Origin of the sequence: Acidocella aquatica (genome assembly GCF_030160635.1) — a bacterium.
GTDB lineage: Bacteria > Pseudomonadota > Alphaproteobacteria > Acetobacterales > Acetobacteraceae > Acidocella > Acidocella aquatica.
In genome coordinates, this window is the sequence record NZ_BSOS01000065.1 from 44,946 (window position 1) to 61,581 (window position 16,636).

General features: G+C 62.3%; 14 protein-coding genes and 2 tRNA genes. 6 read left to right on the forward strand and 10 right to left on the reverse strand.

Annotated elements, in window-relative coordinates; translation table 11 throughout:
• Positions 1-108: 108 nt before the first annotated feature.
• On the reverse strand, positions 109-1,983 hold the full coding sequence (locus tag QQJ84_RS09655) for a ribonucleoside-diphosphate reductase subunit alpha (protein WP_284257959.1): 1,875 nt from the start codon (positions 1,981-1,983) through the stop codon (positions 109-111).
• A 251-nt stretch (positions 1,984-2,234) separates the two neighbouring features.
• Here QQJ84_RS09655 and QQJ84_RS09660 point away from each other — a divergent pair, with 251 nt between their 5' ends.
• A complete protein-coding gene (locus QQJ84_RS09660; RefSeq protein ID WP_284257960.1) occupies positions 2,235-3,599 on the forward strand; it encodes an MFS transporter in 1,365 nt (454 codons plus the stop codon).
• Positions 3,600-3,627: 28 nt separating this feature from the next.
• Here the strand turns inward: QQJ84_RS09660 and QQJ84_RS09665 are convergent, their stop codons facing one another.
• Positions 3,628-4,353 carry a tRNA1(Val) (adenine(37)-N6)-methyltransferase gene (locus QQJ84_RS09665; RefSeq protein ID WP_284257961.1) on the reverse strand — a complete coding sequence of 242 codons (726 nt, stop codon included), beginning with the start codon at positions 4,351-4,353 and terminating at the stop codon, positions 3,628-3,630.
• Positions 4,354-4,483: 130 nt separating this feature from the next.
• Here QQJ84_RS09665 and QQJ84_RS09670 point away from each other — a divergent pair, with 130 nt between their 5' ends.
• Positions 4,484-5,434 carry a polyprenyl synthetase family protein gene (locus QQJ84_RS09670; protein WP_284257962.1) on the forward strand — a complete coding sequence of 317 codons (951 nt, stop codon included), beginning with the start codon at positions 4,484-4,486 and terminating at the stop codon, positions 5,432-5,434.
• Between the two features lie 74 nt (positions 5,435-5,508).
• On the opposite strand, the gene yajC is transcribed toward QQJ84_RS09670, so the two are convergent.
• Positions 5,509-5,847 carry a preprotein translocase subunit YajC gene (yajC, locus tag QQJ84_RS09675; RefSeq protein WP_284257963.1) on the reverse strand — a complete coding sequence of 113 codons (339 nt, stop codon included), beginning with the start codon at positions 5,845-5,847 and terminating at the stop codon, positions 5,509-5,511.
• A 91-nt stretch (positions 5,848-5,938) separates the two neighbouring features.
• Between yajC and QQJ84_RS09680 the strand changes: the two genes are divergently transcribed.
• Positions 5,939-6,787: an ATP-binding protein gene (locus QQJ84_RS09680; RefSeq protein ID WP_284257964.1), complete on the forward strand. Its 849-nt coding sequence runs from the start codon at positions 5,939-5,941 to the stop codon at positions 6,785-6,787.
• Positions 6,788-6,844: 57 nt separating this feature from the next.
• On the opposite strand, the gene QQJ84_RS09685 is transcribed toward QQJ84_RS09680, so the two are convergent.
• Positions 6,845-6,920: transfer RNA gene (locus tag QQJ84_RS09685), tRNA-Asn, on the reverse strand.
• An 88-nt stretch (positions 6,921-7,008) separates the two neighbouring features.
• On the opposite strand from QQJ84_RS09685, the gene QQJ84_RS09690 reads away from it, so the two are divergent.
• Positions 7,009-7,095: transfer RNA gene (locus QQJ84_RS09690), tRNA-Leu, on the forward strand.
• Positions 7,096-7,294: 199 nt separating this feature from the next.
• On the opposite strand, the gene QQJ84_RS09695 is transcribed toward QQJ84_RS09690, so the two are convergent.
• Positions 7,295-8,122: a helix-turn-helix domain-containing protein gene (locus tag QQJ84_RS09695; protein WP_284257965.1), complete on the reverse strand. Its 828-nt coding sequence runs from the start codon at positions 8,120-8,122 to the stop codon at positions 7,295-7,297.
• Between the two features lie 251 nt (positions 8,123-8,373).
• Here QQJ84_RS09695 and QQJ84_RS09700 point away from each other — a divergent pair, with 251 nt between their 5' ends.
• Positions 8,374-9,837, forward strand: a complete 1,464-nt coding sequence (locus QQJ84_RS09700) for an amino acid permease (protein WP_284257966.1) — start codon at positions 8,374-8,376, stop codon at positions 9,835-9,837.
• A 1-nt stretch (position 9,838) separates the two neighbouring features.
• Positions 9,839-10,591 (forward strand): SDR family NAD(P)-dependent oxidoreductase, encoded by a 753-nt coding sequence (locus QQJ84_RS09705; protein ID WP_284257967.1) that lies wholly within the window; start codon positions 9,839-9,841, stop codon positions 10,589-10,591.
• A 174-nt stretch (positions 10,592-10,765) separates the two neighbouring features.
• Here QQJ84_RS09705 and fdhA read toward each other — a convergent pair whose 3' ends face one another.
• From fdhA to choX, 5 genes are all read right to left on the reverse strand, one after another.
• On the reverse strand, positions 10,766-11,965 hold the full coding sequence (fdhA, locus tag QQJ84_RS09710; RefSeq protein ID WP_284257968.1) for a formaldehyde dehydrogenase, glutathione-independent: 1,200 nt from the start codon (positions 11,963-11,965) through the stop codon (positions 10,766-10,768).
• Between the two features lie 49 nt (positions 11,966-12,014).
• Positions 12,015-13,316, reverse strand: coding sequence for a serine hydroxymethyltransferase (gene glyA / locus QQJ84_RS09715; protein ID WP_284257969.1), 1,302 nt, complete (start codon positions 13,314-13,316; stop codon positions 12,015-12,017).
• A 74-nt stretch (positions 13,317-13,390) separates the two neighbouring features.
• On the reverse strand, positions 13,391-14,620 hold the full coding sequence (gene choV, locus QQJ84_RS09720) for a choline ABC transporter ATP-binding protein (protein WP_284257970.1): 1,230 nt from the start codon (positions 14,618-14,620) through the stop codon (positions 13,391-13,393).
• Positions 14,617-15,477, reverse strand: coding sequence for a choline ABC transporter permease subunit (choW, locus tag QQJ84_RS09725; RefSeq protein WP_284257971.1), 861 nt, complete (start codon positions 15,475-15,477; stop codon positions 14,617-14,619). The genes choV and choW overlap by 4 nt, the downstream gene beginning before the upstream one ends.
• Before the next feature lie 115 nt (positions 15,478-15,592).
• Positions 15,593-16,558: a choline ABC transporter substrate-binding protein gene (choX, locus tag QQJ84_RS09730; RefSeq protein ID WP_284257972.1), complete on the reverse strand. Its 966-nt coding sequence runs from the start codon at positions 16,556-16,558 to the stop codon at positions 15,593-15,595.
• Positions 16,559-16,636 lie beyond the last annotated feature (78 nt).

A 16,636-nucleotide genomic window follows, 5' to 3' on the forward strand; every position in this document is an offset into this window, starting at 1 on the left:
CTTTAATCTCTATTTGTGCTGCCAAGGGGCGCGGCCCCTTGGATCCCCACCAGGGCGCCGCCCTGGACCCGCTGGGGCCACTGACCCCAGACCCCGATCAGGTTTTTGCTACTGGCAGGCCAGGCATTCCTCATAATTCGTCGAGGCGGGTGCCTGCACCCCAGGCGCCGCCTCCACCGGAATCCCGGTGAACTCATCCGGCCGCACCGCCTTCTCAGACACCGTATCCGCCCGCTGGATCGACAGCGACCGGCAGTAATACAATGATTTCACGCCTTTTTTCCACGCCTGATAATGATACTGATGCAGGTCGCGCTTGTTCACATTGGCCGGCACGAAAATATTGATCGACTGGCTCTGGCAGATATAGGGCGTGCGGTCGGCCGCGTGTTCGATAATCCAGCGCTGGTCCAGCTCGAAGGCGGTCTTGTACACATCCTTCTCATGCTGGCTCAGGAAGTCCAGATGCTGCACGCTGCCCTTGGTGGTGGTGATGGAGGACCACGTCTCATCATCATCGCGCCCATATTTCTCCAGCAGCTTCTGCAGCGGCCGGTTGCGCACGGTAAAGCTGCCCGAGAGAGTCTTCTGCAGAAACACATTGGCCGCGATCGGTTCAATCCCCGGCGAGGTATTGCCGGTGATGATCGAGATGGAGGCGGTCGGCGCAATCGCGATCTTGTGCGAGAAGCGTTCCATGACGCCGTATTCCTCGGCATCCGGGCAGGCGCCGCGCTCTTGCGCCAGTTTCTTCGACGCCGCATCAGCTCCGGCGCGCAAGTGTTTGAACATCTTCACATTCCACACTTTCGCCATCACGCTTTCCCACGGCACGTTCTGGTCCTGCAGGAAGGAGTGGAACCCCATCACGCCAAGGCCGACCGAGCGCTCGCGCATGGCGGCGTATTTCGCCTTCTCCATCAGGTCCGGCGCCTTGTCGATGAAATCCTGCAATACATTGTCGAGGAAGCGCATGATGTCCTCGATGAACATCTCCTCCTTGTGCCACTCGAACCAGGTCTCCAGGTTCACCGAGGAGAGGCAGCACACCGCCGTGCGCTGCTTGCCATGCTGGTCCAGCCCGGTCGGCAGGGTTATCTCGGCGCAGAGGTTGGAGGTTTTAACCTCCAGCCCGGCCAGCTTGTGGTGCTCGGGGCGCGCGTTGTTCACATGGTCGGAGAACACCAGATACGGCTCGCCGGTCTCAATCCGCGCGGTGAGGATTCGCACCCAGAGGGCGCGCGCGGAGATGCTGCGCACATGCGCGCGGTCCTTCGGCGAGGTGAGCACCCATTCGGAATCGGTTTCCACCGCGCGCATGAACGCATCCGAGATCAAAATGCCGTGATGCAGGTTGAGCGCCTTGCGGTTGGGGTCGCCCCCGGTCGGGCGGCGGATTTCGATGAACTCCTCGATCTCGGGGTGCCACACAGGCAGATACACCGCCGCCGAGCCGCGCCGCAGCGAGCCCTGGGAGATGGCCAGCGTCAGGCTGTCCATCACGCGGATGAACGGCACAACGCCGGAGGTCTTGCCGTTCTGGCCGACCTTCTCGCCAATCGAGCGCAGATTGCCCCAATAGGAGCCGATGCCCCCGCCCTTGGAGGCGAGCCATACGTTCTCGTTCCAAAGCCCCACGATGCCCTCCAGCGAGTCGGAGGCTTCATTGAGGAAGCAGGAAATCGGCAACCCGCGCTCCGTGCCGCCGTTGGAGAGCACGGGGGTGGCCGGCATGAACCACATTTTGCTGATGTAGTCGTAGAGCCGCTGCGCATGCGCGGCATTGTCGCCGTAATAGGAGGCTACGCGGGCGAACAGATCCTGGTAGCCTTCGCCGGGGAGCAGATAACGGTCATCCAGCGTGGCGCGGCCAAAGTCGGTCAGCAGCGAATCGCGGGAGCGGTCGATATGCACCTGGTGCCGCCCGCGCATTTGTACACCGTCATCGAGCAGCACAGCCTCAGGCTTTGTCATCATGTTCATATTGTCAGACCCCGATGTTCTACTCTGGAACGCATTATCCTAGGACGCCAAACTACATCTTGTGGAGTATAAAGCAATCGATAACTACATCTGTCCGCAGGAGTTTTTTTTAAGACTCGCGTTTCCGCCGAGTCCCGGCGGTGCCAAAAAGCCTTTCCCTGGAAACCGTTACCCCAATATGGGGCGCCGCCGTCGCCCATAACATAACGATACATTGTGCCGACTCCACATGGACGGGGTATCTCCAAAACATGACGGCGGCGAAAACTTATACGCATGAGGAAATTCTCCCCGTCATCCGTGGCGTGGCCTTGTGCATTCTGCTCGCGGCGCTGGACCAGACCATTATCGTCCCCGCCGTGCCGCGCATGGCGCGCGATCTGGGCGGCGGGCCTCACATCGCCTGGATCATCTCCGCCTATCTGCTCACCGGCACCGCCGCCACGCCGATCTTCGGGCGGCTGTCTGACATCTACGGGCGGCGGCGGCTGATGCAGCCGGCGATCCTCGTGTTCGCCGCCGCCTCGCTGGGCTGCGCGGCGGCAACGCATTTCTGGGAAATCGCGCTCTGGCGGGCGGTGCAGGGCATCGGCGGGGCGGGCCTCATGGTCATCGCCCAGACGGCGATCGCCGATGTCGCACCGCCGCGCGAGCGTGGCCGCTATCAGATATATATGAGCGGCATGTGGGGCATCGCCAGCATCGCCGGGCCGATGCTCGGCGGCGCGCTGACCGACAGCCTCTCCTGGCGCGGCATCTTCTGGATCAACCTGCCCCTCTGCGCCCTGGCCTGGGTGTTCAGCGGCCGGGCGCTGCGCCGCCTGCCGCCGCATGCTGGCGCTGGCCAGCGCATAGACTTCCTCGGCGCCGCCCTGCTGGTGTGCGCCATCACCGCCTGGCTGGTGCTCGCGGCTTCCGGCGGGCGCGATTTTCCCTGGGACTCGCGGGCAACGCTGATCCTGGTGGCATCCGGGGTGGTTTTCACCGGGCTCACCGCCTGGGTGGAGCACCACGCCCCCGCGCCGATGCTCCCGCTGCGCCTGTTCGCCAACGCCACGGTGCTGGGCGGGTTGTTGCTCTCGGCCACCAACTCGCTATGCACCTTCGGCGGCTCGCTGCTGCTGCCGCTGTTCTTTCAATACATAAAACACACCAGCGCCGCTGTCTCGGGCCTCTACACCACGCCCTTTCTGCTGGCCTTTGTCATACTCTCTTATATAGGCGGCAAAATCTCCCGCGCCCTGGGCCGCACCAAACCCACCATGCTGGCGGCCCTGGCGCTATGCGCGCTGGGGCTGGGGCTTCTGGCGACCATGGGGGCATCAACGCCGCTGTTACTGTGCGAGGCATACAGCGTGCTGCTCGGCGGCGGCATCGGCTTGGTGCAACCCAACATCACGGTGGCCATCCAGAACGCGGCGCAGCGCGGCGATGTCGGCATCGCCACCGGCTGCATGCTGCTCTTTCGCGCCATCGGCGGCGCGTTTGGCGCCACGCTGGCGGCGGTCATGCTGCTGGCGCACGGTTTTGGCGCGGGGTTTGGCGCCTGCGCGCTGGTGGCGCTGCTGGCGGTGGGCATCGCCGCTGTGATGCGCGACGCGCTGCTCCGCTCGTAGCGCGGCATGCGCGTTGTTTAATACGCCGCTACAGGTTTAACCCGGCGCCCTGGCGGAGCACGGCATCGGCCGCCGGGGTGATCCCCGCCGCGTCATGCAGCGCCAGCCCCTGCAACACGCGGTCCGGGCTTTTGGCGCCCCGGCGCGCCGCGATGATGACAATCTTCGCCGGCTCGCCCGCCCGCGGCCAGAGCGGAAACAAGCTGATCGCGCCGCACCCCGCCCCGCGCAGCGCCGCCCCGGCGGCGGCGAAGGAGGCGGCGGGCAAAATCAGTGTGATGCTCCCGCGCGGGCGCAAAACGCGGGTGAGCGAGTTGATCCAGCCTTCAAGCAACCCCGGCCCGGCCTGATGCGCCAGCGCGCGCCGTGCATCCGGCGAGGCGGTGTTATGCGCGCTGAACCAGGGCGGGTTGGCCATCACATGGCCGAACGCATGGCTGGGGAAGGGCAGGTGCATGGCGTCGCCCCGGATACAGGCATTATCCGCGAACCCGTTCGCCCGGAAATTCTCATTGGCCAGGCGGGCGAGGGCAGGCTCGTACTCGATGCCCACGCCCCGCACCCCCGGCACCCGCGCGGCCATGCACAACAGAGCCGCCCCCGCGCCGGTTCCGGCCTCCAAAACCAGCTCCCCCGCCCGCGCCGGCACGGCGGCGGCCATCAGCACCGGCTCAAACCCCGTGCGATGCCCCGTGGCAAGTTGCCGGTAAGCCACGCGCCCGCCCAATAATCCGCCAGAGGTGATCTCATTCATGCCGCGCGCCTTGACCCTTTTTTCCGTCCGCCCGATATGGAGGTAACGTAAACCAAGCTCCCAGGTTAGGCCTAAAAAATTGGATGGTGCGACGCCTTTGACGACCAACGCTTTAGGCCGGCTCACAGCCATGCTGGAGCCCGAACTTCTGGCCACCAACCAGGCGATCATCGCCCGGATGGATAGCCCCGTTGCCCTGATCCCCCAGCTGGCCGCGCATCTCGTCGCGGCGGGCGGCAAGCGGCTGCGCCCGCTGCTCACCCTGGCGGCCGCCAAGCTCTGCGGCTACGAGGGCGCGCGCCAGATCAAGCTCGCCGCCTGTGTCGAGTTCATCCACACCGCCACCCTGCTGCATGACGATGTGGTTGACGAATCCGTGCTGCGGCGCGGCTTTGCCAGCGCCAACGCGGTGTTCGGCAACAAGGCCTCGGTGCTGGTGGGTGATTTCCTCTTTGCCCGCGCCTTTGAGCTGATGGTCGAGGACGGTTCGCTGGAGGTGCTGCGCATCCTGTGCAGCGCGTCCGCCACCATCGCCGAGGGCGAGGTGCTGCAATTAACCACGCAGAACGACCTCTCCACCACCGAGCAGAAATATTTTGACGTGATCCGCGGCAAGACCGCGGCGCTTTTCGCGGCGGCCTGCGAGGTTGGCGGCGTGATCGCGCAGCGCCCGGCGGCGCAAACCGCGGCCCTGGCGCAATTTGGCATGGACCTGGGCATGGCCTTCCAACTGGTGGACGACGCGCTGGACTACGCCGCCGACGAGGCCGAGCTTGGCAAAACCGTGGGTGACGATTTCCGCGAAGGCAAGCTCACCTATCCGGTGCTGCTGGCCATCGCCGGGGCGGATGCGCGGGAGCTGGAATTCTGGACCCGCACCATCGGCGAGGGCGAACAATCCGAGACCGACCTCGCCACCGCCCTGGCCTTCATGCAGCGCCACAACGCCACCCAGCGCAGCATCGCCCGGGCCGATGCCTTCGTCGAATCCGCCTGCGCGGCGCTGGCGGCCTTCCCGGAAAGCCCGATGCGCACCGCGCTGGAAGATGTCGCCCGCTACACTACCGCGCGGCGGTTCTGAGGCGCTAGCGATTTTTCTGAGGGCGATTCACGCTTTCGGCTCGCCCGGTTGAGCGAACCTCAAACAATCGCGCTCTAGCTCTTGTCGTTCGCCGCCACGGGCGCCAGCACCGAGGTGATGGTCGAGCGCACGATGCTCACGGTGACATTCGGGGCAATTTCCACTTCCACCTGATCGGCGCCGTCAACCGCCTTTTTCACCAGCCCGACGATCCCCCCCGCGGTGACAACCTTGTCGCCGCGCTTGATCGTGGCCAGCCGCGCCTTCAGCTGCTTCTGCTGCTTCTGCGAGGGCATGATGAGCAAAACATAAAAAACGCCAAACATCAGCACCAGCGGCGCGAACTGGAGAATCGTGCTGTAGCTGCTGGCCCCACCCGAGGCGGTCTGCGCGAAGGCCGAAGTGATAAACATGTCTGCTCCTGTTTGCGTTCAGTTGCGGCGGACCATAGGTTGCGGCGCGATCCAGTCAACTGGCGCGCCAAAACAACCGGGAGACCGCCGAATGGACGACACATTGCTCCGCCGCATTGCCGAGGCGCTGGAGCGCCTTGCCCCGCCCGTGCCGGTTCCGCCGGACCTGGGGGCGGCGGAGGCGTTCGTATGGCACCCGGAGCGGCTGACGCTGGCCCCGGTGCCCAAGGTCGCCCGGGTGGAGCTGACCCTGCTGCAGGGCATTGACCAGCAGAAGGGCATATTGCTGGAAAACACTCAGCGATTCGCAGCCGGCCTGCCGGCCAACAACGCCATGCTGTGGGGCGCGCGCGGCATGGGCAAATCCTCGCTGGTGAAGGCCGTGCACGCCCAGGTGAACAAGGAACGACCCGATTCGCTGGCGCTGATCGAGATCCACCGCGAGGACATCCGCACCCTGCCGGTATTGCTGAACGTGCTGCGCGGGCAGGCGCGCCGGTGCATCATCCTGTGCGATGATCTCTCCTTCGAGCGCGAGGATGCCGACTACAAGGCGCTGAAATCGGTGCTGGACGGCGGGATCGAGGGGCGGCCAAGCAATGTCCTGTTCTACGCCACCTCGAATCGGAGGCACCTGATGCCGCGCGACATGACCGAAAATGAACGCGCCGTGGCGATTCACCCCGGCGAGGCGGTGGAGGAGAAAGTCTCCCTCTCCGACCGATTCGGCCTATGGCTTGGCTTCCATAACAGCGGCCAGGACATTTTTTTCGCCATGGTCGAGGGTTACGCCGCCGCCTACAACCTGCCGGTCACCACCCAGGCGCTGCACGCGGCGGCGGTGGAGTGGTCAGTGACGCGGGGAGGGCGCTCCGGCCGGGTCGCCTGGCAGTTTATCCAGGATATCGCAGGCCGCCTGGGTGTCCGCCTGGAAAGCTAGAGAAAACCCCCCATGATTTGTATGGGGGGTTGTGCTTGCGGCGTTTTTGAAGGGGGCTGGCTCCCGAAGTAGGACTCGAACCTACGACCGAGCGATTAACAGTCGCTTGCTCTACCAACTGAGCTATTCGGGACCAGTGGGGGCGCTATAGCCAAACCTGCGCGCGGGTGCAAGGCGCCCGGTTGATTTCATTTTCCACCTACCTTACACACGGGCCAGACGCGGGCGTGGTGGAACTGGTAGACGCGCCGGACTCAAAATCCGGTTCTGGTGACAGAGTGTCGGTTCGATTCCGACCGCCCGCACCACCTCTTCAGGATGGATCGTTAAGCGGCCTCAAAGGCCCTTAAGAGCAATGAAGCGTGAGGCGGCGGCGCCATAGCGGCTCGTCCAGCCTAATGTGCGCCAGCCTAACGTGCGATAGTCACGGATCCAGGCGGTTTCTCGAATAAGCACATCCCCAATGCCCGGGCATTCACAAAGCATCGCCAGCCGGTGGCTTGCCGTTCATGCGGGTGAAATCAGGAAATTGATGAACATGTTGAACAATTCAGACTGGCTGGAGATCTGCAACCGGTCGTAGATCGCCTTCCTGTGGATTTTGACAGTCCCTTCAGTGATGCCAAGCCGCAGGCTGATGGAATGGTTGCTGTGCCCGCGCAGGATTAATTGCACGATCAGCCTTTGCCGCTCGGTCAGGCGATCCGCCGCGAAACGCCCGAAGGCCAGTTCCATCGCCTCGCCCTGGATTGACCAGGTTCGCCGCATCGCCGCGCCCTGGACGGTGGTGATGTACTTCCACTGCTGGGCGAGAATAAAGCGGACCATCGGTTCAATGGCCGCCAGGCGGGCAAATTCAGGCTCTGAAAACGGCGGGCTGCCATTGCTGCGCATGAGCGAGTAGGTGGCCATGAAACCGGCTTCCAGCGGCACGAAAAAACCGATTTCCTCGGCGAGCGAGCCTGTTTGCATCGAAATGCAAGGATGCACCGCGGGCGAATGATAATATTCGCTGCTGAAATAATTATCCGGCGCGAGCGCCGCCATGCGGTACAGCCCAGGCAGAATCTGGTTTGAGCAGGCAAGGTAGAAGGGGTCCAGCAGATAGGTTCCGCGCATATACGCCTCGAGCGCGCTTTGCGTGGCGGTATTCTTCAAGCCATCATGGAGCAGGATCGGCTCGCGGCCGTCTGGATAGGCGAAGGCCACTGAAATGTCGAAGGGAACGACGCGCCCCATGGCCGCCTCCAGCCGCGCCAGCACATCGCTGCCATCCGCCTGTTGCAGAATACCGGCAAGATCACGGTTCCAGAGCGTCCATGTTCCACTATCCATACGGCCACCTATCCCATTTGGGATATTTACCCAGCCCATGGTGTTTCTGCAAACATGAAGCCTCGGGGATTAAAAACCAGAAACAACAGGCGATTCAACCAAGCCGCGCTCTGAACGAGCGTTTCTACTGGTGTGCTTCATGAGTGTTATGAGGGGAGATTGTTATGGAACAAGGCGTTGAGGTGGCTATTCTCGATAATGACAAGCAAATTCTTCATCAGATGGGATATGCACAGGAATTGTCGCGCCGCATGCGGACATTTCAAAATTTCGCTGTGTCCTTCTCCATCATCTGCATTGTCTCTGGCGGGCTGAACTCCTTCGGCCAGGGCATTGGCAGCGTCGGCGGCGCCGCGATTGGCCTCGGCTGGCCGCTCAGCTGCCTGTTTTCGCTGTTCTTTGCCATCGCCATGGGCCAGATCGGTTCAGCCTACCCCACCGCCGGCGGTTTATACCATTGGGGCTCCATTCTCGGTGGCCGCTTTGTCGGCTGGGTCACCGCCTGGTTCAATCTTGTCGGCCTGCTCACCGTGCTGGCCGCCATCAATGTCGGAACCTATCTCTATCTGGTCGGCTCAATTGCCCCTTATTTCGGGATAGATACCGCAGCCCTCACGCCGGCCACGCCAACGCCTTACAGCATCGCGGTGCAGGTCGCGGTGGTCGGCATCATCACGGCAAGCCAGGGGCTGTTCAACCATCTCGGTATCCGCCTGACCTCAAAGCTTACGGACCTCTCAGGCTACCTGATTTTCGCCAGCGCGATTGCTCTTACCGTCACGCTTCTGCTTTGCGCATCTCATATTGATTTGTCGCGGCTTTGGACATTCACTAACTACAGCGGCGACGCTGGCGGCGGCGTCTGGCCGAAGACCAGCAATATGGGTTATCTCTTTCTGCTCGGGTTTCTCTTGCCGGCCTACACCGTCACGGGGTTTGATGCTTCGGCGCACACCGCCGAAGAGACGATTGATGCCGCGCGGGCGATTCCCCGTGGCATGATCCACTCCGTCGTCTGGTCCGGGCTGTTTGGCTGGATCATGCTCTCGGCCGTCATTCTGGCGGCGCCTGATATGAAGACCGCGGCCTCCCAGGGGTTCGGCGCGTTTTTCTGGATCATGAACGTGGTGCCTCCAGCGTGGAAGCTGGTGCTGTTCGTCGCCATTGCCATCGCGCAATATCTCTGTGGCCTGGCCACGGTTACCTCGGCAAGCCGCATGGTCTTTGCCTTTTCGCGGGATGGCGGGCTGCCGGGCTCTAAATTCCTGCGCCGGGTCAGCGCCAAATACCGCACCCCGGTGCATGCCATCTGGATGGTGTCCATCCTCTCCGTCGCCTTCACAATCTACGCGCCGGTTTACACGACCATTGCCGCGGTCTGCGTTATCTTCCTCTATATCTCTTATTTGTTGCCGATCATCGCGGGCCTGATCGCCTATCGGCGCAGCTGGACGGTAATGGGCCCGTTCGATGTGGGTAAAATGTATCCGGTCTTCGCCATCCTTGCGATCATCGGTGCGGCGGTGCTGCTTTATATCGGTGTGCAACCGCCCAACCAACAGGCGTTGACCGTCACCTTGGGCGTTATCGGCCTCACGGTTATCGTCTGGTTCGGCATTGAACGCCGGCGCTTCCAGGGGCCGCCGGTGGGCGATATGATCAAGCGCCGCCAAATGGAAATCAAGGCCGCCGAGGCCGCGGTAGGGGAGGTCTGAGGTGGCGGGCAGGCTGGCGGGTAAAACTGCCATCATCACGGGCGGCGCCGGAGGATGTGGCGCCGCCGCCGTCCGCCTGTTCGTGGCGGAAGGTGCGCGGGTGGGCATCATCGACCGCGATGAAGCCCAGGGCAAGGCGCTGGCGGCGGAAACCGGCGCTGTGTTCGCGCAGGCTGATGTCTCCGATGAGGCGCAGGTTATCGCCGCTGTGAGCAATCTCAATGCGTCCCTCGGCCCGGCGAACGTGCTGTTCAATCATGCGGGAACGCTGATCGTAAAACCGTTCCTGGATATAACGGCAACGGAATGGGACTGGCTGATGGCCGTGAACGTGAAAAGCATGTTCCTCGTCACCCGCGCGGTCCTCCCCGGCATGATCGCCGCGGGCGGAGGCTCCATCGTTTGCACCTCATCAATCTCCGCCGTGGCGGCCACCCCGATGGAGGTGCTCTACGACACCACGAAAGGCGCCTGCCACATGTTTGCACGCGCCATCGCTGTGGAGTTCCGGGACAGAAATATCCGCTGCAATGCGGTCTGCCCCGGCTTCATCCGCACGCCGCACGGCATGCGGGAGGTAAGAGATTTGCAGGCGCTGGGCGTTGATGTTTCAGAGGCCGCGCTGGCCGCGCAGCAGGGGCGCATGTGCGAACCCGAGGAAGTCGCCCGCGCCGTGCTGTTTCTCGCCTCGGATGATAGTTCCTTCGTGAATGGAACGCAGTTGTTCGTGGATAATTGCTTTACCGCGGTGTGAACGGCGGGGAGGCGGGTATATGCCGTCAATCAGATAACAATACCGCCTGTTGATTACTGATCGCCCGAGGGGGGAGGCGATTCCCCCTCAGGACCACGCAACATCATTTTTCTCAAAAACCCCCTGTCATCCCGCGGGTTATCTACCCCGGGGGATGGCGGGGGGATGCAACATTCATGCGGCCGTAAGCATGTTGTGCGGATCGATCACGAATTTCTTCGGCGCGCCGGCATCGAACTCGGCATAGCCCTTGGGGGCGTCGTCAAGCGAAATGATCTGCACGCCGACGATATCGGCGATCTTGATGCGGTCCCATAAAATCGCCTGCATCAGCGCGCGATTATACTTAAGCACCGGGGTCTGGCCGGTGTAGAAGCTGTGCGATTTGGCCCAGCCGAGGCCAAAGCGGATGCTCAGCGCCCCCTGTCTGGCGGCTTTGTCGGCGGCGCCCGGGTCGTCAGTGACGTAGAGGCCGGGAAAGCTGATCTTGCCGGCCGGGCGCGTCACGTTCATCAGCGAATTCAGCACGGTGGCCGGGGCCTCGTGCTGTGCGCCGTCATGGCCGTGGCCGCGTGCCTCGAAGCCGACCGCATCGATGGCGCAATCAACTTCGTCAGTGCCCAATATCTGCGCGATCTGCTCCGAGAGCGAGGCATCCTTGGAGAGGTCCACCGTTTGGAAGCCCACCTTGGCGGCGTGGACCAGGCGCACCGGGTTGACATCGCCGACGATAACCACGGCCGCGCCGAGCAACTGCGCAGAGGCCGCCGCCGCCAGGCCGACCGGGCCGGCGCCCGCGACATAGACCGTGCTGCCAGGGCCGACACCAGCCGTCACCGCGCCATGGAAGCCGGTGGGCAGAATATCGGAGAGGCAGGTCAGGTCACGGATTTTGGCCATGGCCTGCGCCCGGTCGGGGAATTTCAGCAGGTTGAAGTCAGCATAGGGCACCATGACATATTCAGCCTGCCCGCCGATCCAGTCGCCCATGTCAACATAGCCATACGCGCCGCCCGCGCGCGCCGGGTTGACCGTGAGGCAGACGTTGCTGTGCTGCTCCTTGCAGGAGCGGCAGCGCCCGCAGGCGACGTTGAAGGGAACCGAGACGAGATCGCCCTTTTGCAGGGTCTCCACATCGCGGCCCACCTCGATCACCTCGCCGGTGATCTCATGGCCGAGGATCAACCCCGCCTGCGCCGTGGTGCGCCCGCGCACCATGTGCTGGTCGGAGCCGCAGATGTTGGTGGAAACGACCTTGAGAATGACGCCATGTTCCGCCCGGCGCCCGCGCGGGTCTTCCAGCTTGGGGAAGGGGATTTTCTGGACTTCGACTTTTCCTTGGGCGATGTAAGCAACGCCTCTGTTACCTGTCATGTGACCTCCTGATTATTGTACTGGATAGCGGGGCGGGTGCCCCTGCCGGTTAACGCGGGTAGATGGGAAAGCGGGCGCACAGCGCGTGGACCTGCGCGGCGACCGAGGCTTCAACGGCGGCGTTGGTGCCGTCGTTGGAATGGGCGAGGCCCTCGACCACCTGGTTGATCAGCAGCCCGACCTCGCGGAACTCAGCGACGCCGAAGCCGCGCGAGGTGGCGGCCGGGGTGCCCAGGCGGATGCCGGAGGTGATGAAAGGCTTTTCCGGATCGAAGGGGATCGCGTTTTTATTGGCCGTGATATGCGCGCGCTCCAGGCTGGCTTCAGTGTTTTTGCCGGTCACGCGTTTGGGCCGCAGATCGACGAGCATCAGGTGGCTGTCGGTGCCGCCGGAGAAAATATCGAGACCTTCGCCGGCCAGGGTTGCCGCCAGCGCCTTGGCATTCTCGACCACAGCCTTTTGATAAACGCGAAACGATGGTTGCAGCGCCTCGCCGAAGGCCACCGCCTTGGCGGCGATGACATGCATCAGCGGGCCGCCCTGCAGCCCGGGGAAAATCGCGGAATTGATCTTTTTGGCGATGTCCTCATGGTTGGTGAGCACCATGCCGCCGCGCGGGCCGCGCAGGGTTTTATGCGTGGTGGTGGTGACCACATGCGCGTGCTCCATCGGCGATGGATAAATACCGGCCGCGACCAGCCCGGCGAAATGCGCCATGTCCACCATGAAATAGGCGCCGATTTCATCAGCGACGGCGCGGATGCGGGCAAAATCGATGAAACGCGGATAGGCCGAGCCGCCCGCGATGATCAGCTTGGGCTTGTGCGCGCGCGCGAGGGATTCCAATTCTTCATAGTCGAGCAGGCCATCTTCACGGCGCACGCCGTATTGCACGGCGTTGAACCACTTGCCGGACATGTTGGGCGCGGCGCCATGGGTGAGATGCCCGCCGGCGGCCAGCGACATGCCGAGAATGGTATCGCCCGGCTTGATGAGAGCAAGAAACACCGACTGGTTGGCTTGGCTGCCGGAGTTGGCCTGCACATTGGCGAAACCCGCGTTGAACAGTTTCTTCGCGCGCTCGATCGCCAGGGTCTCGGCCAGGTCCGCCGGGCCGCAGCCGCCGTAATAGCGCTTGCCGGGGTAGCCCTCGGCGTATTTATTGGTGAGCACCGAACCCTGCGCCGCCAGCACCGCGGCCGAGACGATGTTCTCCGAGGCGATCAACTCAATGCCATCCTGCTCACGGCGCAGCTCGGCGTTGAGGATGCCGGCAATTTCAGAGTCAGCCTGCACGAGCGGGGCCGAAAAGAAGTGCTCCAACTCTTGGGTGGGGTAAGATGTCGTCATGACGAGAGGTTCAACTCCAGGTTAAAGGCAAATTTCAGACACACCGGTGGCGTCTGGCGCCGCGGAAGGAAATGCTAAACAGCGGCCGGGACGGCGTGTGTTCTTCTGTTTTTTCCAGATATGGCCTGCAAAATATCCTTGATCCGGCAGATGCCGACGATTTTTCCGTTGTCATGGATAAGGGCCGGACGGTCGGATATTTGTTGTGCGTTCACAACCTGCTTCAGCGGCATTTCAAGCGGCACACAGGCAATAAAATCCTCCGGCGCGCCAGGAAAATTCTCCCCCTCCGCATAGGCAAAAGGAATGGTCCGGCCGCCGCAGGTTACGCTCTGCAGCCTGTCCTCGCGGTCGATCTCAAGGGTGTAGTCTGCGCCGCAGTGGAATGCGATGCTGTTCCCCTGGCGGGCGAAATCGCCAAGCGGGAGCATGACGGAGGAGGCGGTAAGCGCATTGAGCGGGTTCATGTGCTGGACGAACTCGGCCACATAATCGTTCTTCGGCCGCAGGATAATATCTTCCGGCCGGCCCGTCTGCACAATGCGCCCGCCTTCGAGGATGGAGATGTGGTTGCCGATTTTGAGCGCTTCATCCAGGTCATGGCTGACAAAGAGGATGGTTTTCTTCAGCCGTTTTTGCAGTGAGAGCAGCTCATCCTGCAGTTTGGTGCGGATCAGCGGGTCAAGCGCCGAGAAGGGTTCGTCCATCAGCAGAATATCAGCATCGGTCGCCAGCGCGCGGGCCAGGCCGACACGTTGCTGCATGCCGCCTGAAAGTTCGCTGACATAGCGATCAGCCCATTGCGTCAGCCCGACCAGTTCGAGTTTTTCATCAACAGCCGCCTTGTAGTCGCGCGGTTTGAGCCGGCGCAGTTCCAGGCCGAAGCCGACATTCTCGCGCACGGTCTTCCATGGCAGCAGCGCGAATTGTTGAAACACCATGGCCACGCTCTCGGTGCGCAGCTTGCGCAGCATCGCGGCGCTGGGCTGGGCGGCATCGAGCATGCCATCCTTGTGCTGCACGAGAATCTGCCCGCTGGTGACCTGGTTCAACCCGTTCACAGCCCGCAGAAGCGTGGTCTTGCCGGAGCCGGAGAGGCCCATGAGCACGGCGATTTCGCCTTTTTCAACCGTGAGGTTGGCGTTGCCGACACCCAGCACCGCCTTGGTCGAGGCGATGATCTCGGCCCGGCTCTTGCCCTGGCGGATTTCCTCTATAACCTTCGCCGCCTTGATACGGTCAGATTTTCTGTTGCTGACGCCAAAGACGATATTAACGTCGATAAACTGGATGGCGATGCTCATGATTGACTCGTCTTATCTTCAGAGGGACGGAATACACGGTCGAGGATGATCGCGAGAATGACGATGGCAAGGCCGGATGTGAAACCCTCACCGATCTGGACGGTTTCCATGGCGTCGACCACCGGTTCACCCAATCCGCCCGCGCCGACGAGTGCGGTGATCACCACCATCGAGAGGCTGAGCATGATAACCTGGGTAAGCCCGGCAAGGATCATCGGCCGGGCGGCGCGCAGTTCAACCTTCAGCAGGAGCTGGGTCTTCGTCGCGCCGAAAGCCTGCCCGGCCTCGATCAGCGGGCGGGGCACGGAGGAAATGCCCAGATAGGTCAGACGTATCGGCGTGGGCAACACGAAGACGATGGTGGAGATAAGGCCAGGCACGGTGCCCAGGCCGAAGAGCACCAGCGTGGGGATGAGGTAGACGAAGGTTGGCAGCGTCTGCATGAGGTCAAGCACCGGATGCAGGATGCGATAAAGCCAGGGGCGGTGCGCCGCGGCGATGCCGATGGGCACGCCGATGAGCATGCAGAAAAATGTGGCGTAGAGGATCAGCGCCAATGTCAATACGGTATCAGACCAATACCCCTGGTTCATCACAAACACCAGGGATAGGCCGACAAACAGCGCGAGCTTCCAGGATTTGCGCGTAAACCACACCGCGGCGACGAATATGCCGATCAGCAGCGGGCCCGGTATATCAAGCAGGAGGTTTGCTGTGTTGTCCAGCAGAAAGCCGAGGCCGTCGGAAATGACGTTGAAAAAACCGGCGGCGTTGGTTTTGATAAAGTTGATGTACCAGATGGCCCACGGGCCGACGGGTATCTGATTTGCCGTAATCCATGTTTCCAACGCGTTCAAGGTATCGGCCTCCATAGCATCCATAAACCCCATGTGCTGCACGCAACGAGGGCGGTTTAAGTCAATAGCACCGCGAGGTCAGCGCCAGGCGCGCTGGCGCCAACCTCGCGCACGCTCAGTTAGCCAGTGCGCTGGTGACAGCCGCAAGCCCCGGCTGGCCTGTGGTGGTGACCACGTTGGCAAGCTCGGCCTGCACCCATGCCGGGTTGGCCTTCAACCAGGTCTTGGCGACGTCATCGGCCTTCTCGCCTTTGATCTGGATGGCATACATCATCGTGTTTTCAGCATCGATCGGCAAGTTGAAATTCTTCAGCATGGTGCCGACATTCGGGCACTGCGCCGCATAGCCGTGCCGGGTGTTGATGTAGATTTTGGCAGCGCCCTCATTGGGGCCGAAGAATTCATGACCACCGCTCAGGTATTGCAGGCTGTAGGTCACGTTCATCGGCTCCGGCTCCCAGCCGAGGAAGACAATCGCCTTCTTCTGCGGATACAGCCGTGAGACCTCGGAGAGCATACCGGCCTCGCTCGACTGCACGAGGTGGAATTTGCCCAGGCCGAACTTGTTCTCCTGAATCATCTTCAGGATATGCTCGTTGCCGTCGTTGCCCGGCTCGATGCCGTAGATGTTGTAGTTGAGCTGCGCGCCGAACTTCTGGATGTCTGCGAAGGATTTCAGGCCTTCGTTATAGAGATAGGTCGGCACCACGAGGGTATATTTGGCGCCGGTCAGGTCGGGGCCCATCACATCGATTGTGCCGGCCTTCTCATAGGGGGCGGTGATGGAATCCATCGAGGGCGTCCAGTCATCCAGGAAAATATCAAGCTGGTTGTTCTGCAACCCGGCGTAGGCGACCTCTTCGGCGAAGAGGGTGCTCTTGGGGGTGTAGCCCAGCGCCGTCAGGATATTCGAGAACACGGCGTTCTGCACTTCATTGTCGGTCCAGCCGATATCGGCCATGCGGACCGCCTGGCAGGATTGCGGGTCGGTGGCGGCATGGGCGGCCGTGGTGGGGGCGGCGGCGAGGCCCAGGCAAAGAAAACCTGCGGCGAGCGTTGGGGCGAGGGATGTTTTTTTCATGAAGCGTCCTTTCAATCGGAGTGGGAAATAAGCAGTCTTGGCCTCGGGTCTGGTGCCGCGTGTTTAGCCGGACTAGGC

Bases quoted from the DNA above. Each gene is read 5' to 3' on its own strand.
- QQJ84_RS09695 (WP_284257965.1), bottom strand. From the start codon at position 8,122: ATGGATAGTGGAACATGGACGCTCTGGAACCGTGATCTTGCCGGTATT.
- QQJ84_RS09670 (WP_284257962.1), top strand. From the start codon at position 4,484: ATGCTGGAGCCCGAACTTCTGGCCACCAACCAGGCGATCATCGCCCGG.
- QQJ84_RS09665 (WP_284257961.1), bottom strand. From the start codon at position 4,353: ATGAATGAGATCACCTCTGGCGGATTATTGGGCGGGCGCGTGGCTTAC.
- glyA (WP_284257969.1), bottom strand. From the start codon at position 13,316: ATGACGACATCTTACCCCACCCAAGAGTTGGAGCACTTCTTTTCGGCC.
- choX (WP_284257972.1), bottom strand. From the start codon at position 16,558: ATGAAAAAAACATCCCTCGCCCCAACGCTCGCCGCAGGTTTTCTTTGC.
- QQJ84_RS09660 (WP_284257960.1), top strand. From the start codon at position 2,235: ATGACGGCGGCGAAAACTTATACGCATGAGGAAATTCTCCCCGTCATC.
- QQJ84_RS09655 (WP_284257959.1), bottom strand. From the start codon at position 1,983: ATGAACATGATGACAAAGCCTGAGGCTGTGCTGCTCGATGACGGTGTA.
- fdhA (WP_284257968.1), bottom strand. From the start codon at position 11,965: ATGACAGGTAACAGAGGCGTTGCTTACATCGCCCAAGGAAAAGTCGAA.
- choV (WP_284257970.1), bottom strand. From the start codon at position 14,620: ATGAGCATCGCCATCCAGTTTATCGACGTTAATATCGTCTTTGGCGTC.
- QQJ84_RS09700 (WP_284257966.1), top strand. From the start codon at position 8,374: ATGCGGACATTTCAAAATTTCGCTGTGTCCTTCTCCATCATCTGCATT.
- yajC (WP_284257963.1), bottom strand. From the start codon at position 5,847: ATGTTTATCACTTCGGCCTTCGCGCAGACCGCCTCGGGTGGGGCCAGC.
- QQJ84_RS09680 (WP_284257964.1), top strand. From the start codon at position 5,939: ATGGACGACACATTGCTCCGCCGCATTGCCGAGGCGCTGGAGCGCCTT.